The sequence below is a fragment of the Streptomyces sp. NPDC107546 genome (assembly GCF_055639175.1).
In genome coordinates, this window is record NZ_JBVKBA010000004.1 from 172,276 (window position 1) to 198,496 (window position 26,221).

The 26,221-nt window shown below is 68.8% G+C and carries 22 protein-coding genes; 10 read left to right on the forward strand and 12 right to left on the reverse strand.

What is annotated here, in order from left to right; translation table 11 throughout:
* Positions 1–325: 325 nt before the first annotated feature.
* From ACZ7L1_RS07740 to dnaA, 5 genes are all read right to left on the reverse strand, one after another.
* Positions 326–859 carry a DciA family protein gene (locus tag ACZ7L1_RS07740; RefSeq protein WP_471435119.1) on the reverse strand — a complete coding sequence of 178 codons (534 nt, stop codon included), beginning with the start codon at positions 857–859 and terminating at the stop codon, positions 326–328.
* Positions 856–1,977 (reverse strand): DNA replication/repair protein RecF, encoded by a 1,122-nt coding sequence (gene recF, locus ACZ7L1_RS07745; RefSeq protein ID WP_471435120.1) that lies wholly within the window; start codon positions 1,975–1,977, stop codon positions 856–858. The genes ACZ7L1_RS07740 and recF overlap by 4 nt, the downstream gene beginning before the upstream one ends.
* 52 nt (positions 1,978–2,029) lie before the next feature.
* Positions 2,030–2,905: a phosphogluconate dehydrogenase (NAD(+)-dependent, decarboxylating) gene (gnd, locus tag ACZ7L1_RS07750; protein ID WP_471435121.1), complete on the reverse strand. Its 876-nt coding sequence runs from the start codon at positions 2,903–2,905 to the stop codon at positions 2,030–2,032.
* 172 nt (positions 2,906–3,077) lie between these two features.
* Positions 3,078–4,208, reverse strand: a complete 1,131-nt coding sequence (gene dnaN / locus ACZ7L1_RS07755) for a DNA polymerase III subunit beta (protein WP_471435123.1) — start codon at positions 4,206–4,208, stop codon at positions 3,078–3,080.
* A 920-nt stretch (positions 4,209–5,128) separates the two neighbouring features.
* Positions 5,129–7,069 carry a chromosomal replication initiator protein DnaA gene (gene dnaA / locus ACZ7L1_RS07760; protein ID WP_471435124.1) on the reverse strand — a complete coding sequence of 647 codons (1,941 nt, stop codon included), beginning with the start codon at positions 7,067–7,069 and terminating at the stop codon, positions 5,129–5,131.
* Between the two features lie 425 nt (positions 7,070–7,494).
* Here dnaA and rpmH point away from each other — a divergent pair, with 425 nt between their 5' ends.
* From rpmH to ACZ7L1_RS07805, 9 genes are all read left to right on the forward strand, one after another.
* The gene (gene rpmH / locus ACZ7L1_RS07765; RefSeq protein ID WP_003956500.1) at positions 7,495–7,632 is read left to right on the forward strand and encodes a 50S ribosomal protein L34; all 138 of its coding nucleotides are present in this window, start codon (positions 7,495–7,497) and stop codon (positions 7,630–7,632) included.
* A gap of 21 nt (positions 7,633–7,653) precedes the next feature.
* Positions 7,654–8,028, forward strand: coding sequence for a ribonuclease P protein component (gene rnpA, locus ACZ7L1_RS07770; protein WP_388989049.1), 375 nt, complete (start codon positions 7,654–7,656; stop codon positions 8,026–8,028).
* The gene (yidD, locus tag ACZ7L1_RS07775; RefSeq protein WP_471435126.1) at positions 8,025–8,378 is read left to right on the forward strand and encodes a membrane protein insertion efficiency factor YidD; all 354 of its coding nucleotides are present in this window, start codon (positions 8,025–8,027) and stop codon (positions 8,376–8,378) included. The genes rnpA and yidD overlap by 4 nt, the downstream gene beginning before the upstream one ends.
* A 3-nt stretch (positions 8,379–8,381) precedes the next feature.
* Positions 8,382–9,671, forward strand: a complete 1,290-nt coding sequence (gene yidC / locus ACZ7L1_RS07780) for a membrane protein insertase YidC (RefSeq protein ID WP_471435128.1) — start codon at positions 8,382–8,384, stop codon at positions 9,669–9,671.
* A gap of 15 nt (positions 9,672–9,686) precedes the next feature.
* Positions 9,687–10,199 carry a Jag family protein gene (locus ACZ7L1_RS07785; RefSeq protein WP_471435130.1) on the forward strand — a complete coding sequence of 171 codons (513 nt, stop codon included), beginning with the start codon at positions 9,687–9,689 and terminating at the stop codon, positions 10,197–10,199.
* 118 nt (positions 10,200–10,317) lie between these two features.
* Positions 10,318–11,034, forward strand: coding sequence for a 16S rRNA (guanine(527)-N(7))-methyltransferase RsmG (gene rsmG / locus ACZ7L1_RS07790; protein ID WP_471435132.1), 717 nt, complete (start codon positions 10,318–10,320; stop codon positions 11,032–11,034).
* Positions 11,035–11,348: 314 nt separating this feature from the next.
* On the forward strand, positions 11,349–12,422 hold the full coding sequence (locus ACZ7L1_RS07795; RefSeq protein WP_471435401.1) for a ParA family protein: 1,074 nt from the start codon (positions 11,349–11,351) through the stop codon (positions 12,420–12,422).
* Positions 12,419–13,522, forward strand: coding sequence for a ParB/RepB/Spo0J family partition protein (locus ACZ7L1_RS07800; protein ID WP_471435133.1), 1,104 nt, complete (start codon positions 12,419–12,421; stop codon positions 13,520–13,522). Before ACZ7L1_RS07795 ends, ACZ7L1_RS07800 begins: the two co-directional genes overlap by 4 nt.
* A gap of 325 nt (positions 13,523–13,847) precedes the next feature.
* Entirely contained in the window at positions 13,848–14,465 is a 618-nt protein-coding gene (locus tag ACZ7L1_RS07805) for a GNAT family N-acetyltransferase (protein WP_471435135.1), read from the forward strand.
* 115 nt (positions 14,466–14,580) lie between these two features.
* On the opposite strand, the gene trxA is transcribed toward ACZ7L1_RS07805, so the two are convergent.
* The 7 genes from trxA to ACZ7L1_RS07840 all read right to left on the reverse strand — a co-directional run bounded on the left by trxA (position 14,581) and on the right by ACZ7L1_RS07840 (position 24,422).
* On the reverse strand, positions 14,581–14,913 hold the full coding sequence (gene trxA, locus ACZ7L1_RS07810; RefSeq protein WP_471435137.1) for a thioredoxin: 333 nt from the start codon (positions 14,911–14,913) through the stop codon (positions 14,581–14,583).
* Positions 14,914–14,955: 42 nt separating this feature from the next.
* Positions 14,956–15,927 carry a thioredoxin-disulfide reductase gene (gene trxB, locus ACZ7L1_RS07815; RefSeq protein WP_471435139.1) on the reverse strand — a complete coding sequence of 324 codons (972 nt, stop codon included), beginning with the start codon at positions 15,925–15,927 and terminating at the stop codon, positions 14,956–14,958.
* A gap of 186 nt (positions 15,928–16,113) precedes the next feature.
* Positions 16,114–17,049, reverse strand: coding sequence for an anti-sigma factor family protein (locus ACZ7L1_RS07820; protein ID WP_471435141.1), 936 nt, complete (start codon positions 17,047–17,049; stop codon positions 16,114–16,116).
* Positions 17,046–17,759 (reverse strand): RNA polymerase sigma factor SigM, encoded by a 714-nt coding sequence (gene sigM, locus ACZ7L1_RS07825; RefSeq protein ID WP_471435143.1) that lies wholly within the window; start codon positions 17,757–17,759, stop codon positions 17,046–17,048. The genes ACZ7L1_RS07820 and sigM overlap by 4 nt, the downstream gene beginning before the upstream one ends.
* A gap of 26 nt (positions 17,760–17,785) precedes the next feature.
* A complete protein-coding gene (locus tag ACZ7L1_RS07830; protein ID WP_471435145.1) occupies positions 17,786–19,510 on the reverse strand; it encodes a protein kinase family protein in 1,725 nt (574 codons plus the stop codon).
* Positions 19,511–19,628: 118 nt separating this feature from the next.
* Complete coding sequence (gene murJ, locus ACZ7L1_RS07835; protein WP_471435146.1) at positions 19,629–21,950, reverse strand: murein biosynthesis integral membrane protein MurJ; 2,322 nt, start codon at positions 21,948–21,950, stop codon at positions 19,629–19,631.
* 45 nt (positions 21,951–21,995) lie between these two features.
* Positions 21,996–24,422: a DUF6049 family protein gene (locus ACZ7L1_RS07840; RefSeq protein WP_471435147.1), complete on the reverse strand. Its 2,427-nt coding sequence runs from the start codon at positions 24,420–24,422 to the stop codon at positions 21,996–21,998.
* Positions 24,423–24,662: 240 nt separating this feature from the next.
* Between ACZ7L1_RS07840 and ACZ7L1_RS07845 the strand changes: the two genes are divergently transcribed.
* Positions 24,663–26,135 (forward strand): CCA tRNA nucleotidyltransferase, encoded by a 1,473-nt coding sequence (locus tag ACZ7L1_RS07845; protein ID WP_471435149.1) that lies wholly within the window; start codon positions 24,663–24,665, stop codon positions 26,133–26,135.
* Positions 26,136–26,221: the final 86 nt, after the last annotated feature.

Sequence of the window (26,221 nt, forward strand, 5' to 3'; positions counted from 1 at the left end):
CATGTTGCGTTGGTCAAGCCCTGATCAGCGTTGCTCAGCTTTTCCCGGACGGTCCCCACGTTCGGGGCGGGATTGCCCTCCAGTCTACCGGTAGCGCCGACAGTGATGGGGGTTTGCCGGTACCTGAGTCCGCATGTGCCGCCCTCAACCGGTCTTGCCCGACTCCCCATATGCGGAGCGGGGCTCCAAGAGGCTCTGAGCGGCACTCAGCGCTTCCTGCTGTCAACCCTTGGCTACGTGGGAGCAAGACGGGTGTTCGCGACGGCGTGCGGGCGCACCGAAAGAGCCGTCGCCTCCTGCCGTCGACGGATTTATGTGATGTCTGTCACCCGTAGGTGTCTCCGGGCCCTGAGCTCCCCGGGGCGCGCAACGGGCCGAAGCGGTGGGCGGGGCCGCCGGGGCCCTGCACCTTGATCAGCCGGACCGTGCCGTGCCCCAGGTCCTCGTTGAGCCGCGCCACCAGCTGCGGCGCCAGCAGCCGCAGCTGCGTCGCCCACGCCGTGGAGTCGCACCGCACGACCAGGACCCGCTCGTCCTCGTCGTATGTCTGCGGAACACAGTGCCGGGCGAGGTCCTCGCCGACGATCTGCGGCCAGCGGCCCATCACACCGCCCACCGCGGCCGGGGTCTCCCAGCCACGCTCCGCGATCAGCCGGTTGATCGCCGCACCGAGCGGCATGGGGTCGCGCCGGTCGCCGCGCGCGCCGGAGCGCAAGCCCCCGCTCCGCGCCTGCCTCTTCTGCTGCGCCGCCTCCCCCCGCGCGCGTGCCTGCTCCTTCGCGGCCCGCAGCGCCACGCGCGCGAGGTCCACGCCGGACAGCTCCGGCGTCTTCTTCGGGGTGGGCTCGTCGGTGCTCATGCGCGCTCCACGGTGCCGTCGGACACGGAGTACCGCGTCCCCGTCAGTACGTCCGGTACGTCGTCGTCGACCGCGGCGGTCACCAGGACCTGCTCCCCGGGCGCCACCAGCTCCGCCAGCCGCTCACGTCGGCGGCTGTCCAGCTCGGCGAAGACGTCGTCGAGGACGAGCACCGGCTCATTGCCCTCCGCGCGCAGCAGGTCGTACGACGCCAGGCGCAGCGCCAGCGCGTACGACCAGGACTCGCCGTGGGACGCGTACCCCTTCGCGGGCAGCTGACCGAGCTTGAGCAGCAGGTCGTCCCGGTGCGGTCCGACCAGGGTGACGCCGCGTTCGATCTCCTGTTTGCGGGCCTCGGCGAGCGCCGCCATCAGCTGCTCGTACAGGGCCTCACGCGTGTGCGCCTCGCCGGGCGCGGACGGCTTGTACTCCAGGGCGACCGGGCCGCCGCCGGGCGCCAGTTGTTCGTACGCCTTGTCCGCGAGCGGCTGGATCGCCGCGATCAGATCGAGGCGCTGGGCGAGCAGTTCGGCGCCTGCGCGCGCGAGGTGCTGGTCCCAGACGTCGAGGGTGGACAGGTCCATCGAGCGGCCGCCGTGACGGCGGGCCAGCGCGGCCGACTTCAGCAGGGTGTTGCGCTGCTTGAGGACCCGGTCGTAGTCGGAGCGGACACCGGCCATGCGCGGGGAGCGCGCGGTGATCAGCTCGTCCAGGAAACGGCGGCGCTCGCCCGGGTCGCCCTTGACCAGCGCGAGGTCCTCGGGCGCGAACAGCACCGTCCGCACGATGCCGAGTATGTCCCGGGGCCTTACCTGCGAGGACCGGTTGATACGGGCGCGGTTGGCCTTGCCGGGGTTCAGCTCCAGCTCGACCAGCTGCTGCCTCTCGCCCTGGCGGACGGCGGCCCGGATGATCGCGCGCTCGGCGCCCATGCGGACGAGGGGGGCGTCGGAGGAGACGCGGTGGCTGCCGAGGGTGGCGAGGTAGCCGACCGCCTCCACGAGGTTCGTCTTGCCCTGGCCGTTGGGGCCGACGAAGGCGGTGACGCCCGGGTCGAGCGGGACTTCGACCCGGGCGTACGAGCGGAAGTCGGCCAGCGACAGATGCGTGACGTGCATGGTCGTTCGCCGACCTCCCTCAGGGTTGTGGACCGCCGTGCGGTCCTGTGGATTACTTCTTCTCCACGGCGTGGCCGCCGAACTGGTTGCGCAGCGCCGCGATCATCTTCATCTGCGGCGAGTCCTCCTGCCGCGAGCCGAAGCGGGCGAAGAGGGACGCCGTGATCGCCGGGAGCGGGACGGCGTTGTCGACGGCGGCCTCGACGGTCCAGCGGCCCTCGCCGGAGTCCTCGGCGTAGCCGCGCAGCTTGTCCAGGTGCTCATCCTCGTCCAGCGCGTTGACCGCGAGGTCGAGCAGCCAGGAGCGGATGACGGTGCCCTCCTGCCAGGAGCGGAAGACCTCGCGGACGTTGTCCACGGACTTGATCTTCTCCAGCAGTTCCCAGCCCTCGGCGTAGGCCTGCATCATGGCGTACTCGATGCCGTTGTGGACCATCTTCGAGAAGTGGCCGGCACCGACCCTGCCCGCGTGGACCGAGCCGTACGGCCCCTCCGGCTTGAGGGCGTCGAAGATCGGCTGCACCTTGGCGATGTTCTCGGGGTCGCCGCCGTACATCAGGGCATAGCCGTTCTGCAGGCCCCACACACCGCCGGAGACGCCGCAGTCGACGAAGCCGATGCCCTTGACGCCGAGTTCGGCGGCGTGCTTCTCGTCATCCGTCCAGCGGGAGTTGCCGCCGTCCACCACGACGTCACCGGGCTCGAGCAGCTCGGCCAGTTCGTCGATCGTCGACTGGGTCGGGGCACCGGCCGGGACCATCACCCAGACCACACGCGGACCCTTCAGCTTGCCCACAAGCTCTTCCAGGCTGTGGACATCGGCGAGGTCCGGGTTGCGGTCGTATCCGATGACGGTGTGGCCCGCGCGGCGTATCCGCTCGCGCATGTTGCCGCCCATCTTGCCGAGGCCGACGAGACCGAGCTCCATCAGTTGTTCCTTAGGTCGCTGTGTGGCGTGTGGGGCACGTTCGTACCCACGCCCGAGCCTAAACCCGGACGGTCACGCACAGCTGTGGGCATACGCGCTCATACGTGGTCCCACCTGCGGCTTCCCCCTGGGACCCGTCATCCACCGGACCCCAGGGGACTGTGGACGCCCATCAGCCGCTGAGGCGTACCGGCATGATCAGGTACTTGTACGCCTCGTCGGCCTCGGCGTCCATGGCCGGCTTGCCGCCCAGCAGCGCGGGCTTGGTGGATGTCGTGAAGGACAGCTGGGCCACCGGGGAGTCGATCGCGCTCAGGCCGTCCAGCAGGAAGGTGGGGTTGAAGGCGATCGAGATGTCGTCGCCCTCCAAGTGGGCGTCGACCCTTTCCACAGCCTGTGCGTCGTCGCTGGAACCGGCCTCCAGGATCAGCACGCCCTGCTCGAAGCTCAGCCGCACCGGGGTGTTGCGCTCGGCGACCAGCGCCACGCGCTTGACGGCCTCCACGAAGGGGGCGGTCTCCAGGGTGGCGACCGAGTTGAACTCCGTCGGGAACAGCGTGCGGTACTTCGGCAGGTCGCCCTCCAGGAGGCGCGTCGTCGTCCGCCGCCCGGCGCCCTCGAAACCGATCAGGCCCTCGCCCGCGCCCGAGCCGGACAGCGCCAGGGTCACGCTGTCACCGCTGGTCAGCGCCTTGGCGGTGTCCAGGAGCGTCTTGGCGGGCACCAGGGCGACCGCGGACGCCTCCGGGTTCTCCGGCTTCCACAGGAACTCGCGGACCGCGAAGCGGTAGCGGTCGGTCGAGGCCAGCGTGACCGTGTCGCCCTCGATCTCGATGCGCACACCGGTCAGCACGGGCAGCGTGTCGTCACGGCCGGCGGCGATCGCGACCTGCTGCACGGCGGAGGCGAAGACCTCGCCGGGGACCGTACCCGTCGCGTTCGGCATCTGCGGCAGCGCCGGGTACTCCTCCACAGGCAGTGTGTGCAGGGTGAACCGGGAGGAGCCGCAGACCACCGTCGCCCGTACACCGTCTGTGGAAATCTCCACGGGACGGTTGGGGAGGGCGCGGGAGATGTCGGCTAGGAGGCGGCCGGAGACGAGGACCGTGCCCTCCTCCTCGACCTCGGCCTCCACGGACACGCGCGCCGAGACCTCGTAGTCGAAGCTGGACAGGCTCAGCTGGCCGTCCTCGGCCCTCAGCAGCAGGCCGGCGAGGACAGGCGCCGGCGGACGGGCCGGGAGGCTGCGCGCCGCCCAGGCCACTGCCTCCGCGAGTACGTCGCGTTCCACCCGGATCTTCACCGTAAGCCGCCTCCTGCTGTTGCCGGCACTCTCGCCCTGCTGGCCTTCGTCGTCTGACTCGGTGTCGTGGGTCCCGGCGAGGGGAAGGACACCGGGGACCAGTCTGACGCACCCCACTGACAGTAGGTGCCTCTCAGGGTCAAGTCGTGACGAGGGGCAGTCGGGAGCCGGAGGGCGAGTTGTGCACAGACCCCGCTTCCAAGCGAATTTCCCGGTCTCTCTAGTTGGGAGTAGTAGTAGGGCCTGTGGAAACCGTGGATAACTGCGTTTTCCCAGGTCGGAGGCGGAATTTTGTCCACGGGGCCTGTGGGCGCAGCCCGTGGACAACCAGGGGTCTCTGTGGAGAACGGAAAGTTCTGCACACCCCGCGCACAGCCTCGGGGCACTTCTCCCCAGCGCCGTCCCCAGCTTTACCCGTCTTTCCCACAGGGCAACCCAGCACCTTGGTGTGACGCCTTTCACTCCCGTCGGTGAGGAGGCGCGCCGGGTTGCCGAACAGTGGACAGGACTGTGGAGAAGCTGGGGATCACTGGGGACAACCCGCCTCGGCCTGTGGGTTGCCGGTGGACAACTCCGTGCACAGCCTGTGGATCTTCTTCTCGTCCACAGGCTGTGGAGATTCTCCGTCCACGAATCCACAAGCCCGTGAGCTGGCCTGATCGTTCTTCGCCAGCACTCCCTGTGGACGCGATCTGGACAACTCCGCGGTCCCCAGGATGTGGACGGAAGAAAGTCACCGAATCTGTGGAGAGTGGCCGTAACGCGGCAGGTAATCGAACAGCGGGTGTCGTGAGGCGTCTGGTGCTCCGGTGCTCCGGGGACGCGGGAGGAGCAGGACCGGAACGCAAAAGGCGCCCCGGGGCCTTGTCCCAGGGCGCCTACGGAGGCGTAGACCGTCCGCGCCGACCGTGGCGACCGCGTCAGCCGTTCTTGATGCGGTTCGTCAGTTCCGTCACCTGGTTGTAGATGGAGCGCCGCTCGGCCATCAGCGCGCGGATCTTGCGGTCGGCGTGCATGACCGTCGTGTGGTCGCGGCCCCCGAACTGCGCGCCGATCTTCGGCAGCGACAGATCGGTCAGCTCACGGCACAGGTACATCGCGATCTGCCGCGCGGTCACCAGGGCGCGACCGCGCGAGGTGCCGCACAGGTCCTCGACCGTCAGCCCGAAGTAGTCCGCGGTGGCCGCCATGATGGCCGTCGCGGTGATCTCGGGGGCCGTGTCCTCGCCGCCCGGGATCAGGTCCTTGAGCACGATCTCCGTCAGGCCCAGGTCCACGGGCTGCCGGTTGAGCGACGCGAACGCCGTCACCCGGATCAGCGCGCCCTCCAGCTCGCGGATGTTGCGGGAGATCCGGGAGGCGATGAACTCCAGTACCTCCGGCGGCGCGTTCAGCTGCTCCTGTACCGCCTTCTTGCGCAGGATCGCGATGCGCGTCTCCAGCTCCGGCGGCTGGACGTCGGTGATCAGCCCCCACTCGAAGCGGTTGCGCAGCCGGTCCTCCAGGGTGACCAGCTGCTTGGGCGGCCGGTCCGAGGACAGCACGATCTGCTTGTTGGCGTTGTGGAGCGTGTTGAAGGTGTGGAAGAACTCCTCCTGCGTCGACTCCTTCTGCGCCAGGAACTGGATGTCGTCGACGAGCAGGATGTCCATGTCGCGGTAGCGCTTGCGGAAGGCATCCGCCTTGCCGTCACGGATGGAGTTGATGAACTCGTTGGTGAACTCCTCGGAGCTCACGTACCGCACGCGTGTGCCGGGGTACAGGCTGCGCGCGTAGTGTCCGATCGCGTGCAGCAGGTGGGTCTTTCCGAGCCCCGACTCCCCATAGATGAACAGGGGGTTGTAGGCCTTGGCCGGTGCCTCGGCGACGGCGACGGCGGCGGCGTGCGCGAAGCGGTTCGAGGCACCGATCACGAACGTGTCGAAGAGGTATTTGGGGTTCAGGCGCGCGGTGGGCTCGCCCGGCCCGGTCGCCGGCGCGGGCTGCGCGGCCAGCGGGCCGGGGGCGCCGGTCGTGGGCAGGTTCGGGCCGACCGGGCCCCCTCTGTGCACGTGGCCGTTGCCGGAGGGCGGCTCCGGCAGCTCGCGGCGGTCCGGCCGCTGCTGCTCGTAGTCAGGTCGCTGCTGCTCGTAGTCGGGGCGACCGCTGTCGTAATCCGGGCGTCCGCCGTCGTAGTCGGGGCGCCCGCCGTCGTAATCCGAGCGCTGCTGCTCGTAGGACGAGCGGTCCAGCGACTGCGTGCGGTAGTCCGGTGTCGCGTACGGGTCGCGCTCGGGGAAGCCGAGCCGCTGCTGCTGCCAGCCGTAGTCGTCCTGGCTGGGGCGCGGCCATGCGCCGGGCTCGGGGCGCTGGTACTCGCCCGGGTACGCGGGCCGGGCGGCCGGGAGCTGGTCGGCGGGCCGCTGGTCGGGGCGGCCTGCGCGGTGATCACGGTGATCACGGTGGTCGCGGTGGTCGCGGTGGTCGTCGGCACGGTGGCGGCCGTACCCCTCGTAGCCGCCGCCGTCGTACGCGTCGCGGCCCTGCGGAGAGGGCAGCTCGGGCTCCTCGTAGCGCGACTGGGCGGGCGGAGCGGGCGGCTCGCCCGCGGAGTCGTCGACGGTGATCGCGATACGGATCGGGCGGCCGCACTCACGGCTCAGGGTCTCGCTGACGATCGGCGCCAGCCGGCCCTCGAGGACACCCTTCGCGAATTCGTTCGGGACGGCGAGCAGGGCGGTGTCGGCCACCAGCGCCAGCGGCTGGCAGCGCCTGATCCAGTGCTCGTCCTTCGCCTCGACGCCCGGCCCGTGGCCCTCACCGAGGAGCTGCTCGAGTACTCGCGGCCACACTGCGGCAAGATCGGCGGGTACGTCAGCCACAGGGCACGCTCTCTCACAGGTCCCACGAACGTCTGGTTGCGGGACGGGTCGGGATGTGAATCGGTTCGGTCAGGTCGGGAGCAAAACTGCTCGGGCAGCGATAAAGGAACGAATCGGAGTCCAGTCACGGTAGTCAGGGCGGCCCGTACGGTTCAAGTTGTTGTCCCCAGCCTGTGGACAAGTGTCCCCGACCGGCCACCGGTTTGACCGGATGGCGCGGCCCCGCGTACCGTAACCAGGTCGAGTTGTCGATGGCTGCTGCCGCCTGCCTCCGATGGGCACAGATCACGTATCAGTGTGCCGACCAGCGCACTTTTCGGTGATCGGGAAGCGGTGCACTCGGGCGTAACGCGAGCTACTCGTGGGCGCACGGTGACAGCCAGGTGACACCCCGCCACCCACCGAATCATTACTGGAGCCCCCGAGTGAGCAAGCGCACCTTCCAGCCGAACAACCGTCGTCGCGCGAAGACCCACGGCTTCCGGCTGCGTATGCGCACCCGTGCCGGCCGCGCCATCCTGGCGTCCCGCCGCAGCAAGGGTCGCGCCCGCCTGTCCGCCTGATCGCGTACAGGTCATGACGTCGTGCTGCCTACCGAGCATCGGCTGAGGCGGCGCGAGGACTTCGCGACCGCGGTACGCCGAGGACGCCGGGCGGGACGCCCGCTTCTCGTCGTCCACCTTCGTAGCGGTGCCACGGACCCGCACGCGCCTGGGGAGAGCGCTCCCCCGACGCGTGCGGGTTTCGTCGTGAGCAAGGCCGTGGGTGGAGCAGTCGTTCGGAACAAGGTGAAGCGCAGGCTTCGCCATCTGATGCGTGACCGAGTGGCCCTGGTGCCCCCCGGTAGCCTGGTAGTCGTACGAGCGCTGCCCGGTGCGGGTGACGCCGACCATGCACAGCTGGCCCGAGACCTGGATGCCGCTCTCCAGCGGCTGCTGGGAGGAGGGGGCACGCGATGAAGTACCCGCTGCTGGCTCTGATCAAGCTCTACCAGTGGACGATCAGTCCGCTGCTCGGGCCTGTGTGCAAGTACTACCCGTCGTGTTCCCACTACGGCTACACGGCCATCGACCGGCACGGTGCGATCAAGGGGACGGCACTGACCGCCTGGCGCATCCTGCGGTGCAATCCGTGGTCGCTCGGCGGTGTGGACCATGTCCCGCCGCGCAAGCGTCCGCGGTGGCACGAAATGCTGCGTGACGCCTGGCGCGCACGCAAGGGCGGGCCCTCCGCCGCCGAACCGGCCACCGTGGGGAATCTCCCTTCGAGCCCGGCCGCAGAGACCTCGTCCCATGCCCAAGGAGCATGATTAGTGGACACGATTGCCAGCCTCTTCAGCTTCATCACCACACCCGTTTCCTGGGTCATCGTCCAGTTCCACAAGGTGTACGGCGCCATCTTCGGCGCCGACACCGGCTGGGCCTGGGGCCTGTCCATCGTGTCCCTGGTGATCCTGATCCGTATCTGCCTGATCCCGCTCTTCGTGAAGCAGATCAAGGCGACCCGGGCCATGCAGACGCTCCAGCCCGAGATGAAGAAGATCCAGGAGCGCTACAAGAACGACAAGCAGCGTCAGTCCGAAGAGATGATGAAGCTGTACAAGGAGTCGGGAACCAACCCGCTCTCCTCGTGCCTTCCCATCCTGGCGCAGTCCCCGTTCTTCTTCGCCCTGTACCACGTGCTCAACGGCATCGCGACGGGCAAGACGATCGGTGTCATCAACGACACGTTGCTTGCCAGCGCCCGTAAGGCGCACATCGTCGGCGCCCCGTTGGCCGCGAAGTTCACGGACGGCTCGGGGAAGGTCACCCAGCTCGGTGCCTCGCTGACCGACGTCCGGGTCGTCACCGCGGTCATGATCGTCCTGATGTCTGCGTCGCAGTTCTACACGCAGCGCCAGCTGATGACGAAGAACGTCGACACGACGGTGAAGACGCCGTTCATGCAGCAGCAGAAGATGCTGATGTACGTCTTCCCGGTCATGTTCGCCGTCTTCGGCATCAACTTCCCGGTCGGTGTCCTCGTCTACTGGCTGACCACCAACGTGTGGACCATGGGCCAGCAGATGTACGTCATCCACAACAACCCGACCCCGGGTTCCAAGGCCCAGGCCGCGTACCTGGAGCGCCTGTACAAGCACGTCACGCACCACGGCAAGATCCGCCGGCGGAGTGAGAAGGCCATCGTCAAGGCGATCGTCGCCAAGGGCCGAGACCGCAACGAGTTCGAGCGCAAGTTCATCAACGGTCTGACCAAGGCGGGCCTCGCGGCCCAGCCCGACGGCACCGTGGTGAAGAGCGAGGTCACGGCCGTCGCCACCGCCGAGGACGGTACGACGGTCGCCGGTGCCGCCACCCCGAAGCGTCAGCAGCCCAAGCGGCAGAGCAAGGCGCAGCGCCAGACCGGTGGGGCCAAGCCGGCTGGGGGCTCCGAGCCGACGTCCTCCTCGCCGTCGCTGGACAAGACCGACGCACCGCAGGACGCCAAGCCGGCCGAGGCCGCCAAGAAGGCGACGCCGCAGCCCGGCGGTGGTACCCGTAGCCGGGCCCAGTCCGGCCAGCGCAAGGGTCCGCAGCGGCCCAAGTCCCCGTCCAAGAAGTAAGAAGGAGTCCATCCCGTGACGGAAGGCACCACCTCCGCCGCTGCCGAGGGTGCAGACACCCTGACCCGCCTGGAGCAGGAGGGTGAGATCGCGGCGGACTACCTCGAGGGTCTGCTGGACATCGCCGATCTCGACGGCGACATCGACATGGACGTCGAGGGTGACCGCGCGTCCGTCTCGATCATCAGCGACACGGGCAGCCGTGACCTGCAGAAGCTGGTCGGCCGTGACGGCGAGGTGCTGGAGGCGCTCCAGGAGCTCACGCGCCTGGCCGTGCACCGGGAGACCGGCGACCGCAGTCGGTTGATGCTCGACATCGGGGGCTTCCGCGCCAAGAAGCGTGCGGAGCTCTCCGAGCTTGGTGCAAAGGCGGCAGCCGAGGTAAAGAGCACCGGGGAGCCCATGAAGCTCAAGCCGATGACGCCGTTCGAGCGCAAGGTCGTGCACGACGCGGTCAAGTCCGCGGGCCTGCGCAGCGAGTCCGAGGGCGAGGAGCCGCAGCGCTTCGTCGTCGTGCTGCCCGCCTGAATCGGTCCGTACGTCTCTCCGGCCCCGTCTGTAGCGCAGGCGGGGCCGAACTTTGTCAGCCTGGTAGTTCTGGTGATCGGCGCTGGTGGCGCTGATGCGGTACGGAAGGACGGTCCCCGTGACGGAGGCAGTGGAGCTCCCCCCTGCGCCCGAGCAGGCACGTGACGTATTCGGTGATCGCTTCGCAGATGCGGTCCGGTACGCCGAGCTGCTGGCCGAGGCGGGTGTGCAGCGAGGGCTGATCGGCCCGCGCGAGGTGCCCCGCCTGTGGGAGAGGCACCTGCTGAACTGCGCGGTGCTCTCGGAGGTCGTCCCCGAAGGGGTGACGGTGTGCGATGTCGGCTCGGGTGCCGGCCTGCCCGGTATTCCCCTGGCGCTCGTAAGGGACGACCTGAAGATCACGCTGCTCGAGCCGCTGCTGCGGCGCACCAATTTCCTCACCGAGGTCGTCGAGCTGCTCGGCCTTGATCATGTGACCGTCGTTCGCGGCCGGGCCGAGGAGGTCATGGGCAAGATTCCGCCGGTCCATGTCGTGACCGCGCGGGCGGTGGCTCCGCTGGACCGTCTGGCCACCTGGGGCATTCCCCTGCTGCGTCCCTACGGGGAGATGCTGGCGCTCAAGGGCGACACTGCGGAAGAGGAACTGAAGAGTGCGGCCACCGCTCTGGCCAAGCTCGGTGCGGTCGAGACGTCCATCCTCCATGTAGGGGAGGGCATTGTGGACCCGCCCTCGACCGTGGTGCGGGTCGAGGTCGGGGAGAGCCCCGGTGGGGTGCGGTTCGCGGCCAAGCGGGCCAAGGCGGCGCGGACGGGGCGGGCACGCCGACGTCGTTGATCTGGCGGTTGTCTGATCTGCTCCGAGTCAGGGTCGTACGCCACACAAGCTGCCAAACCTGCACATCTCGGAGTGTCGCGGAGGCCTGACCGCAGCTGCTGTGCATCGTGTTTCACGTGAAACGTCGCTCACTGCTGCACGGCATCATCAGTCGCGGCCGGGCCGCGGCCGAACCCCGCGAACGTAAGCCTCTCGGATCTCTCGGAGGACCGTCCACTCATGGCGTGGGATCCCCCGTGGAGGGTACGGAGTTGTCCACAGAGGTGGATTTCTCCACAGAAGACCAGACCTCACTGGTTCACAACCCCGAAGGCATGGGAGGCTCTGTTCATTGCGAGCCTGATGTCGAGGAGAGTGAATCCTTGCGGTCCGACGCCAACATCGCGGGACCGATGACCGATCCGGTCCCCGGTCCCCGTACCGAGTCGATGGGGGAGGATGTTTCACGTGAAACACCGCCCCCGATGGACGACACTCCCATCGGTCGTGCTGCCCAACTTGCGGTGGAGGCACTGGGTCGCGCCGGCGAGGGCCTGCCGCGGCCCGAGCAGACCCGGGTCATTGTGGTCGCCAACCAGAAGGGTGGCGTGGGCAAGACGACGACGACCGTCAATCTCGCCGCTTCCCTCGCCCTGCATGGCGCCCGTGTCCTGGTGATCGACCTGGACCCGCAGGGCAATGCGTCCACCGCGCTGGGGATCGACCACCACGCCGAAGTCCCGTCCATCTATGACGTGTTGGTCGAGAGCAAGCCGCTCGCGGAGGTCGTCCAGCCCGTCCCCGATGTGGAAGGTCTCTTCTGCGCTCCCGCCACGATCGACCTGGCAGGTGCGGAGATCGAGCTGGTATCCCTGGTAGCCCGGGAGAGCCGACTGCAGCGGGCGATCCAAGCCTATGAGCAGCCGTTGGACTACATCCTCATCGACTGCCCGCCCTCTCTTGGCCTGTTGACGGTCAACGCCCTGGTCGCAGGGCAGGAGGTGCTCATCCCGATCCAGTGCGAGTACTACGCACTGGAGGGTCTGGGCCAGTTGCTTCGCAATGTCGACCTGGTGCGGGGACACCTCAATCCGGCCCTGCATGTGTCGACCATCTTGCTCACCATGTACGACGGCCGGACGCGCCTGGCATCCCAGGTCGCGGAAGAGGTGCGCAACCACTTCGGCGACGAGGTGCTGAGGACTAGCATTCCTCGCTCGGTCCGTATTTCCGAGGCGCCGAGCTATGGACAGACGGTGCTGACCTACGATCCAGGATCGAGCGGTGCGCTCTCGTATCTTGAGGCGGCACGTGAAATCGCCCTGAAGGGTGTCGGCGTCCACTACGACGCGCAGCACGCCCATGCAGGCGCCCGGACGGAACAGAGCATGGTGGAGGGGATTCAGTGAGCGAGCGACGGAGGGGGTTGGGCCGTGGTCTCGGCGCACTGATCCCTGCTGCCCCGACAGGGGACAAGGCGACGGCTCAGGGGGCGGTGGGCAGCGGTGCACCCGCCTCCCCGGCGGCGGTGCCCGTCCTGACGACGGACCGGGGAGTGGCGGCCGCGAAGGTGGCCACGCTGCCGACTGTTTCACGTGAAACCGAGGACACGTCTGCGCAGGGCGCGGTGGAGACGACGGCGTCGCCGATCGGTGCTCACTTCGCCGAGTTGCCCCTCGATGCCATCACCCCGAATCCACGGCAGCCTCGTGAGGTGTTCGACGAGGACGCGCTCGCCGAACTCGTCACCTCCATCAAGGAGGTCGGCCTTCTCCAGCCGATCGTGGTGCGTCAAGTGGGTCCGGCGCGCTACGAGCTCATCATGGGCGAGCGGCGCTGGCGGGCCTGCCGTGAGGCCGGCCTGGAGGCCATCCCGGCGATCGTGCGAGCCACGGACGACGAGAAGCTGCTCCTGGACGCCCTCCTGGAGAACCTGCACCGAGCGCAGCTGAACCCGCTGGAAGAGGCAGCTGCCTATGACCAGCTCCTCAAGGACTTCAACTGCACCCATGACCAGTTGGCCGACCGCATCGGCCGGTCACGTCCTCAGGTGTCCAACACCCTGCGGCTGCTGAAGCTGTCGCCGGCGGTGCAGCGTCGGGTGGCCGCCGGGGTGCTGTCCGCGGGGCACGCCCGGGCGTTGCTGTCCGTGGAGGACTCGGAGGAGCAGGACCGGCTGGCGCACCGGATTGTGGCCGAGGGGCTGTCCGTGCGCGCCGTCGAGGAGATCGTCACGCTCATGGGGTCCCGGCCGCGCAGTGCCCCGCGTTCCAAGGGGCCACGCGCCGGTGCCCGGGTTTCTCCGGCGCTCAGCGACCTGGCGACTCGGCTCTCGGATCGCTTTGAGACCCGGGTGAAGGTCGACCTCGGACAGAAGAAGGGCAAGATCACCGTCGAGTTCGCCTCGATGGAGGATCTGGAGCGGATCCTCAACACGCTTGCCCCGGGTGAGGGACCGGTCCTGCACAAGGGTCTGCAGGACGGCGATGCCGAGGAGCCGGAGGACTGAGCCTTCCGGGTGAAGCCGGTGGTGATCGGCGACCCTCCGGGTGGGCCGTGTCCGGTGTGTACGGAACACGGCCCGCTCTTTGCTGTGAGGCAGTATCGATCGAATCACCAACGTGGATACGATGCGTTGGGGGTATGGCGCATCCACCTGACGGCACCTTGATCGGGGAGGCGGGGGCCATGCGAACCATGAGCCGTACCGGACTGATGACTGCGGGCCTGAGTGTGGGAGCGGTCGGCGGATTCGTCGGCAGCCTGCTCAAGGAGCGGAGCGCTCTGACAGCCGCCCGCAGTGCTGCGGGCGAAGGAAGCGAGGAACTGCCTTCATGGGGCGTCGGCTCGTACCGCTCACGCTGGACAACCTTCCGGACCTTCCCAAGCGCTGTCGTGCGTGTGTCTTCTGGGAACTGGACCCCGTCAGCGCAGAGGCGGCGGTAAAGGGCGACACGTCTGCGCTGGAGAAGGAGGCCTGGATCTCCGCCGTCCTGCTGGACTGGGGCTCCTGTGGCCGGGTGGTCTACGTGGACGACGTACCGGTGGGCTTCGTGCTGTACGCGCCACCCGCCTATGTCCCGCGCTCCACGGCCTTCCCCACGAGTCCGGTGTCACCCGACGCGGTCCAGCTGATGACTGCCTTCATCATGCCCGGTTACCAGGGACAGGGGCTTGGCCGGGTGATGGTCCAGACGGTCGCCAAGGATCTGTTGCGCCGGGGCTTCAAGGCGATCGAGGCCTTTGGCGACGCACGCTGGAAGGAACCAGCGTGCCTGCTGCCCGCCGACCATCTGCTCGCCGTGGGATTCAAGACGGTACGGCCGCACCCGACGTACCCCCGGCTCAGGCTGGAACTGCGCTCGACGCTTTCCTGGAAGGAAGACGTCGAGCTGGCGTTGGACCGTCTGCTGGGAGCCGTACATAAGGAGCCGGCGCTGCGGCCTCTGTAGCCGGGCTCATGCCTAGGGGCCGACCTCTGAAGGTCGGCCCCTAGGCGTTTCACGTGAAACATCGCCACCTCGCTCGGCGGCCTCGCTGGGCGGCCTGGCTCAGTGGCCTCGCCCTCTACTCGGCGATGAAGTCCTCGAGGTCGCGGACGATCGCGGCCTTGGGCTTGGCACCGACGATGGTCTTGGCGACCTCGCCACCCTGGTAGACGTTCAGGGTCGGGATCGACATGACGCCGTACTTCGCGGCCGTCGCCGGGTTCTCGTCGATGTTGAGCTTGACGACCTCGATCCTTTCGCCGTACTCGGCGGCGATTGCCTCGAGCGACGGGGCGATCTGGCGGCAGGGGCCGCACCAGGCAGCCCAGAAGTCCACCAGGACGGGCTTGTCGCTCTTGAGGACGTCCTCCTCGAAGGAGGCGTCGGTCACGTTCTTCAGGGTGCCTGCCACGGCGGGCTCCTTACCTCGGTGATGCGATGGGCGAAACGGGGGTCAGACGGTGGTCTTCTCGGGCTCGGCCTGCTGCTCGCTGTCTGCGAGGGCGGCGAGGTAGCGCTCGGCGTCCAGGGCGGCGGAGCAACCCGTGCCGGCGGCGGTGATCGCCTGGCGGTAGGTGTGGTCGACGACGTCGCCCGCGCCGAAGACACCGGTCAGGTTGGTGCGGGTCGAGGGGGCGTCCACCTTCAGGTAGCCCTCCTCGTCGAGGTCGAGCTGGCCCTTGAACAGCTCGGTCCGCGGGTCGTGCCCGATCGCGATGAACAGGCCGGTCACCGGCAGCTCGGCGAGCTCACCGGTCTTCAGGTTCCGCAGCGTCAGGCCCTCGAGCTTGGGGTTGCCCTTGATCTCGGCAACCTCGCTGTCCCACACGAACTTGATCTTCGGGTCGGCGAAGGCGCGGTCCTGCATCGCCTTCGAGGCCCGCAGGGTGTCACGACGGTGGACGATGGTGACGGACTTGGCGAAGCGCGAGAGGAAGGTGGCCTCCTCCATCGCGGTGTCGCCGCCGCCGATCACGGCGATGTCCTGCTCCTTGAAGAAGAAGCCGTCACAGGTGGCGCACCAGGAGACTCCGCGGCCGGAGAGGGCGTCCTCGTTCGGCAGGGCCAGCTTGCGGTGCTGGGAGCCGGTGGCGACGATGACGGCCTTCGCCTTGTGCACCGTTCCCGCAGTGTCCGTGACGGTCTTGATCTCACCGGTGAGGTCGACGGAGACGATGTCGTCCGGAACCAGCTCGGCACCGAAGCGCTCGGCCTGCGCGCGCATGTTGTCCATGAGCTCGGGGCCCATGATGCCGTCCTGGAAGCCGGGGAAGTTCTCGACCTCGGTCGTGTTCATGAGCGCACCACCCGCGGTGACGGCGCCCTCGAACACCAGTGGCTTCAGCGACGCGCGCGCGGTGTAGAGCGCCGCCGTATAACCGGCGGGCCCGGAGCCGATGATGATCACGTTACGGACGTCGCTCACGGCTTGATTCCTCGTCTCTGGAGACTGCTGCTGCCTACTGCCGGTGGGAGCCTTGCTCGGAGCTCTCACCCCACCCAACGGATCCTAAGGGGCTCGCATTCCCGGTGTGCCCGGGCACACGGAGACGCGGCACCGCACACAGTTCCCAATGACACCCGGGTAGGAACCGGTCCGGGGGGCGAAACCTCAGGAGCGGGCGTACGAGTGGGTCAGCAGCACCTTGCCGGGGGATCCCGAGGCCTGCTTCACGCAGGCCGCGTCGACGATGTAGGCCGTGACCTTCGTGCTGTCGGAGGCGTCGGGGGTGACGAGGAGATAGACGAGGGTCCCCTGGTACACGCCCTTGTCGGCGGCGAGGACGCTCTCGTTGGTGGTGATGGCCTGCTGGACGCAGGCCGGCACGTTGACCGTGGTGTCCTGGAACGTCTTGTTCGGCCGCATGCCTGAAGAACCGGTCGTGCCGGGGTCGGACTGAACGCCCCAGGGCTTGTCACTGGCGGAGCTGCTCTCGTCCGTCTTCCCGGCGAGCAGGTTGGTGACCTGACTCTGCAGCGTGCCCTCGGAGTAGGTGTGCGCGGCGTCGGTGTGTTGCGGCGTGGCCGTTGTGTTCTTCCCCGTGTCGCCGCCCAGTGTCTGCACCAGCAGGACGCCCAGACCCACGGCCGCTGCTGTGAAGACGGCGGCCACGGCGACGGTCCTGCGGCGGAGGCGACGGGTGCGCTCGGCGCGGCCCGGTCCGGTGGCCACACGGGCGTGGCCCACAGGCCGGTCAGCGGCGGAACGGGTCGCTGTTTCACGTGAAACATGTGCGGCGATGAGTTCGGGTGAATCGGCATCCGGGCCGTCGGGTGCCGATGCTGGTGGCGCGACGTCCGGCAGCGCCTCCGCGGCGAGCGCGGCATCGATACGGCTCGCCACATCGTCGGGCATGCGCGGCGGACCCGGAAGCGCGCCGAGGAGTCCGCGGATCTCCTCCAGGGAGTCGTACACGTCCGCACACAGAGGGCACTCGTCCAGATGCCCCCGCACGTCCGCGACGCGGGAGGGCGGCAGAAGACCTTCGCTGAGGTCGGAGAGCTCCTCGACGCCCGGGTGCCCGGCCATATCGGTCGTGGATGTCACGCTCGCCCACCTCCACCCTTCACAGCAGCTGAATCGCTTGGCCCTGCGTCATGTGGTCCTGCTGCAGGTGGGACGGATGCCCCCTGAGCCCGGTTCCGTCCGCCGCCCGACTTCTTGACGTCCCTGCCGCCGCCCTCCGCGCGCAGATGGGTGAGCAGCGGCAGCAGTCTGGCTCTGCCCCGGGCACAGCGGCTCTTCACCGTGCCCGTCGGCACATCGAGGATGCGGGCGGCCTCCGCGACCGGGTAGCCCTGCATGTCCACGAGGACGAGAGCGGCACGCTGGTCCGGGGGCAGGGTGCCCAGAGCCTCCAGCAGTTGGCGGTGCAGATCATTCCGCTCGGCCGGCGCCGAGGCCGACTCATGCGGCTCCAGGAGTTGCTCCAGGCGTTCGGTGTCGTCCACGGGCGAGGTCTTCCTGGAGGCCGCCTTGCGGGCGCGGTCCAGGCACGCGTTCACCGTGATCCGGTGCAACCAGGTCGTGACGGCGGACTGGCCCCGAAACGTATGGGCCGCCCGGTAGGCAGAAACCAGAGCGTCCTGAACGGCGTCAGCGGCCTCCTCACGGTCCCCGAGCGTGCGCAGGGCCACGGCCCAGAGCCGGTCGCGGTGCCGGCGCACGATCTCACCGAAGGCGTCGGGGTCGCCGGCTATATGACGGGCGAGGAGGTCCTGATCGCTTGCGTCGTCGTATGCGGTGCCATCCGCCATCGGACCCCCTCCCCCTCGACGCTTGCTCAGCTGGTGAACTTCACGTCGGTGATGGCCTGCTTGTAGCCGGCTCCGCTGTAGCCGTCGCTCGGCGCCATCGGCACAGCGGTGATCCACAGCAGGACGTACTGCGTCTTCAACGACTTGGCCGCCTTCACAGTGAGAGAGGTACCGCTCGTGGTGGCGGTTCCGATCTCCTTCATCCCCGCGACCCCTGTGGAGGGGGACAGCGAGTCCGTTGCATAGAGATGGATCGTCGTCTGGCTGCCTGGGTAGCGAAGCCCTATGGAAGCGGCAGCGATCTCCCTGGCGGAGCCGAGGTCGTAGACGATGCCCACACCGGGCTTGTAGGGCGCCAGCTCGGGACCATCGTTGTAGCGCTTGGTCCGCCAGTAGCTGGAGCTGTCCCCGTCGTACGTCTTCTTCACGTCGTCGGGTGCCTGCGCATCACCACTCGCGACGTACTCCTGCGCCCCCTGAATCGTGATCTGGGTGGTGGGCCGCCTGGGCGTGATGCCGCCGTTCTTGTCGTTCCCGTCCGTCGTATGCGTCTGGTTCGTGTTGTCGGACTTCTTGCCCTGGTCCATCAGGGCTTCCGCGAGTTGCCAGCTGCCCAGGCCCAGCGCCGCGATCAGCAGCGCGGAGACCGCCCACTTGAGGGCCTTGCCCGTGCGGCTCTGCAGCGGGGGCGGCGGGGCCGGTACGGGCTGGGTAATGCCCGGGTGGGGCGCGGGGCGGCCGTACGTGCCCTGCTGGTACGTCGTGCGCTGGTAGTCGGGCGGCGCTGTGAACGAGGGCTCCGGCGGGCGGATGCGGGGCATCTCACCGATCGCCTTGACCAGTTCCTCTGGCGTGGTGCATGGAGCCTCGTGCCGGGAGGCGGTGGCACCGTCGTTGGCCAGCGCCCGCATGGCGAGTTCGGACAGACCGCGGTGCACGCCGGCGCGGACCTGGTCCGGCGCGATCAGGCCGACGCCCTTGGGCAGCCCGGACAGACCGTAGGCGTCGTCCTCGTAGGGCCAGCGCTGGGTGAGGGCGGCGTACAGGAGCGCGCCGACGGCCTCCGTGTCGGTGCGCTGCGGAGTGTCGGAGCTGATGCCGCGCAGGGCGGCGTTCACCGCGAGGCCGCGGATGCGCCACTGGCCGGAGGAGGTGCGCAGGATGGTGCCGGGGTTCAGGCGAAGATGGGAGAGGCCCTCGCGGTGGGCGGCGGCCATGGCTTGGGCCACCTGGGTGACCATCTGGTAGGCGTCGTGGGCTTCCAGCGGTCCGGTGGCGAGCAGCGTGGTCAGTTCGACGGCGTCCGGCAGCCATTCGTGCACGACATAGACGAGGTCGTTCTCCTCGACCGCGTCCAGGACCTGCACGAATCGCGGGTCGCCGAGCAGCGCGGAGGAGCGGGCCGCGGCCAGCACGGAACGCGCCCTGGTGTGGTCCGAGGGAAGGACATGAATACCGACGGCGCGGCGGAGTTTCTCGTCCACCGCACGCCAGCTGCTGAATCCGTCCAGACGGGTGACGCACTCCTCGAGACGGTAGCGTCTGGCGAGCTTGTGACCGCTGTGCAGTTCGGGTGGTGAGGCTTTCCCGGGACGCTCGGTCCCGCCGCGCCCCTGCGGCTCGTCGCTGTCCGTGTCCCGCTCCCGGTCCTGGGCCACCCCGTCGGACGTGGACTGGTCCGCCTTGGCGGTCAGCGGCTCGTCACCGCTGTTGTCTGCCACGTCGACGGCAGCCGTGCTCCGTTCCGCCACCGTCGTACCTGCCTCCCCATCCGTTGCGCGCTGTCCGACGCAGAAACCAATTGTGCCCACAGTCCGCCGCTATGCACGACACACGGCGGCGGACAATGGTTGTGCGCGTACCCCCGCCTCAGCGCCCCAGGCGCCCGCGGACCATGCCGACCATTGAGTTGAGTTCCTCGATGCGCATCTTGCGTGCGGCGACGTAGAAGACACCGAGAAGCAGGGCGCCACCGCCGACGAGGGCGGCCAGCGAGCCGGCAACCCCCTGCCCCAGCGTGTGGCCGATCTCGTAGCAGGCCGCTCCACTCAGCAGAGCGGCCGGCACCGAGGCGATGCCGAGCCGTGCGTATGTCCGCAGTACCCGGGCGCCGTCCAGGTCGCCGCCCAGCCGCTTGCGCAGCCGGGCCCAGGCGACACCGACGCCGATCGCGTACGCGAGGCCGTAGGAGCCCGCCATGCCGATCACGGCCCAGCGGGCCGGCAGGACGAAGTAGCAGACGGCGGAGGCCCCCGCGTTCACGGCGGCCACGATGACCGTGTTGTAGAAGGGGGTGCGGGTGTCCTCGTACGCGTAGAAGGCGCGGAGCACGACGTACTGCACGGAGTACGGGATGAGGCCGAGACCGAAGGCCATCAGCATGTAGCCCATGTTGGTGGCCTCGCTGGTGCCCGACGAGCCGAAGATCAGGGTGCACATCGGGATGCCCAGCGAGACGAACCCGAAGGCGATCGGCACGATCGCTACGGCCGTGGTGCGCAGGCCCTGCGAGATGTCGTCTCGGACGGCTCCGCCGTCGCCCTCGGCGGCCGAGCGCGAGATGCGCGGCAGCAGGGCCGCCATCAGGGAGACGGTGATGATCGCCTGCGGGAGCCCCCAGATCAGCTGGGCGTTGGCGTAGGCGGCGAAGCCGGTGCCGTCGACCGGGGAGTGCTTGCCCGCCGAGGTGGACAACTGTGAGACGACGAGCGCGCCTGCCTGGTTGGCGAGGACGAACAGGACGGTCCACTTGGCGAGCGTCGCGGCCTTGCCGAGGCCATGGCCCTTCCAGTCGAAGCGCGGCCGCAGCCGGAAACCGGTCTCGCGCAGGTACGGGATCATCGCCAGGGCCTGTACGACCATGCCGAGCAGCACGCCGATTCCGAGCAACCGCTGCCCCTCCGGCGGGATGTTCGTCACCTTCATCCCGGAGTTGGCCGCACTGCCGTACACCCAGATGAACGCGCCGAGCGTCACGATGATGACGATGTTGTTGAGGACCGGGGTCCACATCATCGCGCCGAACCTCCCCCGCGCGTTGAGGACCTGCCCCATCACCACGTGGATGCCCATGAAGAAGATCGAGGGCAGGAAGTAACGGACGAAGGTGACGCCGACCTCGTTGGCCGCCGGGTCGCTGGCGACCGAGTCGGACAGCAGGCGGATCAGGAAGGGCGCCCCCAGGATCGCGACCACGGTGAGCCCGCCGAGCGCCACCATGACCAGGGTCAGCAGCCGGTTGGCGTACGCCTCGCCGCCGTCCTCGTCCTCCTTCATCGCGCGCACCAGCTGCGGCACGAAGACGGAGTTGAGGCCACCGCCCACGGTGAGGATGTAGATCATCGTCGGCAGCTGGTAGGCGACCTGGAAGGTGTCGCCGAGGAGGCCGACGCCGAGCGCCGAGACGATCAGCGCTGAACGGATGAACCCGGTGAGCCGGGAGACCATCGTGCCCGCCGCCATCACGGCGCTGGACTTCAGCAGGTTCGAAGCCCGCCCACCCTTCTTCCCTTCGGGCGCGGATGGCGCGGCGGGCTCGGCGGTCGCCTCGGGCGCGGCCACCGGTGCCGCATCGGCGGCCGGCGAGGGGGCAGCGTACGTCCGTTCCTGCGGGGACGACGCCTGGGCGTAGGCGGGTGCCGGGTACGGCCCAGCCGGTTCCTGGCCCTGAACCGGTGCGGGGCCCGGTACGGACGGCTGCCGCACGTACGGCTGCGCGCCGCCCTGCTGCTGGTCCCTGAACAGGTGCGCGAAGGCGTCCGGCTCGTGGCGCTCCTCACCGGCCTGGGTGACGAGGTCGTCGACGCCCACGAACTGAGTGGTGCGGGGGTCGTCGCCGTACGGCAGGTACTGCGACGGTCCCTCCGGCTCGGGCGCCGGCGGCTGGGCCCACACATGAGGGTCGGGGGTGTACTGCGGCGTCGGCGGCTGGGCGTACAGGGGCTGTTGCGGCTGATACGGGCCGGGGGGCGGCGGGGGGTGCGCGGCGCGGTCGTACAGCGCCTCGGTCACCGGGTCCTGAGCGGAGAGGTCGTGCGCCTGGTAGGGGTCCTGGTGGTAGGCGTCCTGCAGGTACATGTCGGCCGGGGGCTGCGGCGGTACCTGACCGGGCTGATGCGGTGGCGGGCCCTCGGGGTAGCCCGAGCTGCCCACGGCGCCCTCCTCGCGGTCACCGTCGTACGGCGCGTTCATGGTTACCCCACCTCGTTGTCCCCGGGCCCTTGGCCACGACATCGCTCAACGGTCCACTCTCTCACCCGTCCCGGACGGGTCGGTGCTTTCCGGTGCGGTGTCCGGCCCCGGGTCACTCGGGTGCTCCGGGTCGTCTGCCCCGGTCTCCGTGTCCGACTCCTGTGCGGGTGCCGCCGCGGATCCTGCGGTGTCCCCAGTGTCTACGGTGCCGTCGGCGGCCTTGTTCAGTCCCCTGTCGTCCGCGTGCTGCGGGTCGTCCTGCCGCTCCTCCTCGGCCTGCCGTGCGGCCAGGCGCTTGCGCTGGGTGTACATGCGGAACCCGGCGAGCACCAGCAGCAGCACACCACCGGCAATGACGAGCATCACCGTGGGAGTGATCTCGGTGACGTTCACGTCGAAGGTGATCGGAGGGCCGTACGGCTGCCCGTCCTCGGTGAAGAGCTGGGCGACCACCGCGGCCCGGCCGTTGGCGTTGGCCGTGGTGGTGAACTTCACGGACTGGCTGTGCCCGCCCGAGACGGAGATGGGCTGCTCGGAGAAGGGGCCGTTGCCGATCTTCAAGCGCGTCGGCTGCTGAGAGGTGAGCCGCAGGACCAGGTGGTCGACCCCCTGCATGAGATTGTTCTGCACCGTCACGGGGATGGTCGCGCTGCGGCCGGAGAGCTTCGTCTCGGACTTCTCGATCAGCCGGACCTGGTCGGTGAGCCCGTCGAGGTACGACTCCACGTCCTGGCGGAAGGCCGAGGCGTCGGAGGCGTGCCCGCGCCATGAGGTGGACATCGCGCGGTCTATGGCCCGCCCGAAGGGGGTGACGACTCGTGCGGGGTCGGTCAGGATCACCTTGAAGCTGTCGAGCTTGTCCTGCGTGTTCTCGATCTGCTCGAACGCGGACCGCTGAAGCTCCTGTCTGCGCAGCGAGGAGGGGTAGCGGGACGCGGCCGGCACCTTCGTCGTGGCATCCGGGTCCGGCTTGGCCTTGGCGGCCGCGGACAGATCGGCCGACTCAGACCAGTGGCTGCCCTGCAGGGCCGTCAGCGCCTCCGCCATCGACTGGGCCTGGCTCGCGGACGGCATCCGCGGGGGAGCGACCACGATGCTGCGCTGCTTGTCCGGCTCTTCGAGGTTGATCATCAGGCTCTCCGCCAGGAAATCCTGCACGGCGAGCGTGGAGCTCCGGGCCGAGGTCATGTCGCCGTCGAAGGCGGTCGACAGGCCGTCGTCCGCGACCACCGCCGTGGTGCCGCTCCCGATGGGGCGGGCGGCGGTGGGCGTGTAGGACAGGCCGCGGGTCTCCTGGAGGCTGTCACTGCGGGCGATCACCTTGTCGGCGCCGGCAGAGGTGGCGACCTTGATGATGGAGGGGTCGATCGCGCCGTCCACGGGCCAGGCGAAGTCCGTGTCGGGTTTCACGTGGAGGATGGTCTCCACGGTGCTCGCTGCGACGTCAGTGGCGTCCTTGAGGTGGCTGAGGGAGCCGGTGACGTTCTTGCCGTTGTGGGCGAGCGAGGCCAGGTCGGGATCGCCGTAGGGCAGAGCCACGACCTCCTTGTTCTGGACCGTCTTCTGAAGGTCGGCGAGCCACTGCTTGGCGACCGCCTGGCTCTTGCCTGCCGTGACCTTGTCGCCGTCGCCCTTGATGCTGTAGCTGCCCGCCATCGCGTCCACGGAGGCGAGCAGGTCGGGGTCGATCACCCAGGTGACGTCGAGGTTCCTGCCCTGTGAAAGGAGCTGCGAGAGACGGCCGCCCGGGGAGATCTCCTTGGCCAGGTCGTCGTTCTGGAAGACGGGTGTCTGCTGCTGGTTGGGGAGGGTCTCCGCGGTCATGTGGACATCGGAGACCAGCGGCCACAGGAACGTCGTCTGCGTCTTGGTGGCGGCGTCGTCGGGCTGCCAGGGCAGGAACGTCCGCTGGATGCCGAGCACCTGCTCGTCGGGCTGTGCGGCGGTCCGGCCGGAGAGCGAGACGCCGAGCGAGTAGACCCCGTCGGAGCCGAGGTCCAGCTCCTTGACGGGCACGGAGATGCTGAATTCCTGGGTGGCACCGGGTGCGAGCTGGGCGAACTTCTCGACGTACTTTCCGCCGACCTCGGTGCCGTCGACGCCCGGCAGGTAGCCGGTGCGCCGGGCGACGCTGTCGATGGACGCGCGGTTGGTCAGCTCCTGGCCGACGCGCAGGCCCACGTGGGCGTCGGTGACGGCCTGCTTGCCGTTGTTGGTGACCGTGCCGGAGACGGTGAGGGTGTCGCCATCGGTCGGCACGCTGGGGCTGAGCGAGTCGAGGGAGATGCTGACCGCTCGGGAGCTGCCGGTCTCCACCGCGGCGCTCCTGGCGGCGGCGTGTGCGGCCGGGCCGGCGGGCAGCTGCAGCAGGCCGGCCAGCAGGGGTGCGCCCGCGAGCAGCGCTCCGGTGCGCCGGAGCCACCGGCGGGCAGGTGAGGAACTCATCCCCTGGAAGTCTGCCGCCTCGGCCACGCGCTCGCCCGTCCCTCGTCGTCAGTGGTCGTCGGAATGTGCGTCCCCGCATGGTAACGATGCGCGCGGAAGCGAAGTGCCGCGGTCCGCACCACAAGATCGGAAAGGGAGCGGGGCCGTCCCGTCATCGCGGGGATGGGAAGGCCCGTCACCACCCGCTGTTTACGGTCGTTCACGGAACGCTTGTGCAGGATTAATGCGGGCGCCCGCCATCGCCCGGGACACGTACCCTTTTCTGTTGTGCCGAACGCCAACGAAGACAATCCCCGTGCCCTGAGTCAGGTACAGCAGCGCGCCGTGAGCGAACTGCTGCGGGTCTCCCCTGTCGCCGACGACCTCGCCCGCCGCTTCAAGGAAGCGGGCTTCTCGCTCGCTCTGGTCGGTGGCTCGGTGCGGGACGCCCTCCTCGGCCGGCTCGGCAACGACCTGGACTTCACGACGGACGCCCGCCCCGAGGACGTCCTGAAGATCGTGCGGCCGTGGGCGGACGCCACATGGGAGGTCGGGATCGCCTTCGGCACGGTGGGGGCACAGAAGGACGCCCGCGTCGGAGACGCTGTCCAACGTTTCCAGATCGAGGTGACGACCTACCGGTCGGAGGCCTACGACCGGAACTCGCGAAAGCCCGAGGTGTCGTACGGCGACTCCATCGAGGAGGATCTGGTCCGGCGTGACTTCACGGTCAACGCGATGGCCGTCGCGCTGCCCGAGAAGGAGTTCATCGACCCGCACCGGGGGCTCGACGATCTCGCCGCCCGGGTGCTGCGCACCCCGGGGACCCCCGAGGAATCGTTCTCGGATGATCCGCTGCGGATGATGCGGGCCGCCCGCTTCGCGGCCCAGCTGGACTTCGAGGTGGCTCCCGAGGTCGTCACGGCCATGAAGGAGATGGCCGGGCGCATCGAGATCGTCTCCGCCGAGCGTGTACGGGACGAGCTGAACAAGTTGGTCCTGTCCGCCTACCCGCGCAAGGGGCTGACGCTGCTGGTTGATACGGGGATCGCCGATCATGTTCTGCCGGAGCTGCCCGCCCTGCGGCTGGAGCGAGACGAGCACCACCGGCACAAGGACGTCTATGACCACACGCTGATCGTCCTGGAGCAGGCGATGGCGCTTGAGCAGGACGGCCCCGATCTGGCGCTGCGGCTCGCTGCGCTGCTGCATGACATCGGAAAGCCGAAGACGCGCCGTTTCGAGAAGGACGGCCGTGTCTCCTTCCACCACCACGAGGTGGTCGGCGCCAAGATGACCAAGAAGCGGATGACGGCGCTGAAGTATCCCAACGAGCTGGTGAAGGACGTCTCCCGCCTGGTCGAACTGCACCTGCGCTTCCACGGCTACGGCACGGGAGAGTGGACGGACTCGGCGGTGCGCCGGTACGTCCGTGACGCGGGCCCGCTCCTCGAGCGTCTCCACAAGCTGACCCGCTCGGACTGCACGACCCGCAACAAGCGCAGGGCGGCCGCGCTCTCCCGGGCGTACGACGGCCTGGAGGAGCGCATCGCCCAGCTCAAGGAACAGGAGGAGCTGGACGCGATCCGCCCCGACCTGGACGGCAACCAGATCATGGAAATCCTGGGGGTCGGTCCGGGGCCCGTGGTCGGTCGTGCGTACAAGCACATGCTGGAGCTGCGTCTGGAGAACGGCCCGATGGGGCATGACGCGGCGGTGGCCGCGCTCAAGGAGTGGTGGGCCGAGCAGAGCGACGAGTGAGGGGATGCGGTCATGTTTCACGTGAAACATGACCGCGGAACGCCACCACGGCAGCACGAAGGGGCGATGTTTCACGTGAAACATCG

What these genes read in the sequence shown, in the direction of transcription:
- ACZ7L1_RS07805 (WP_471435135.1), top strand. Translation starts at nt 13,848, where the DNA reads ATGGGGCGTCGGCTCGTACCGCTCACGCTGGACAACCTTCCGGACCTT.
- yidD (WP_471435126.1), top strand. Translation starts at nt 8,025, where the DNA reads ATGAAGTACCCGCTGCTGGCTCTGATCAAGCTCTACCAGTGGACGATC.
- ACZ7L1_RS07795 (WP_471435401.1), top strand. Translation starts at nt 11,349, where the DNA reads ATGGGAGGCTCTGTTCATTGCGAGCCTGATGTCGAGGAGAGTGAATCC.
- sigM (WP_471435143.1), bottom strand. Translation starts at nt 17,759, where the DNA reads ATGGCGGATGGCACCGCATACGACGACGCAAGCGATCAGGACCTCCTC.
- recF (WP_471435120.1), bottom strand. Translation starts at nt 1,977, where the DNA reads ATGCACGTCACGCATCTGTCGCTGGCCGACTTCCGCTCGTACGCCCGG.
- ACZ7L1_RS07740 (WP_471435119.1), bottom strand. Translation starts at nt 859, where the DNA reads ATGAGCACCGACGAGCCCACCCCGAAGAAGACGCCGGAGCTGTCCGGC.
- gnd (WP_471435121.1), bottom strand. Translation starts at nt 2,905, where the DNA reads ATGGAGCTCGGTCTCGTCGGCCTCGGCAAGATGGGCGGCAACATGCGC.
- murJ (WP_471435146.1), bottom strand. Translation starts at nt 21,950, where the DNA reads ATGAACGCGCCGTACGACGGTGACCGCGAGGAGGGCGCCGTGGGCAGC.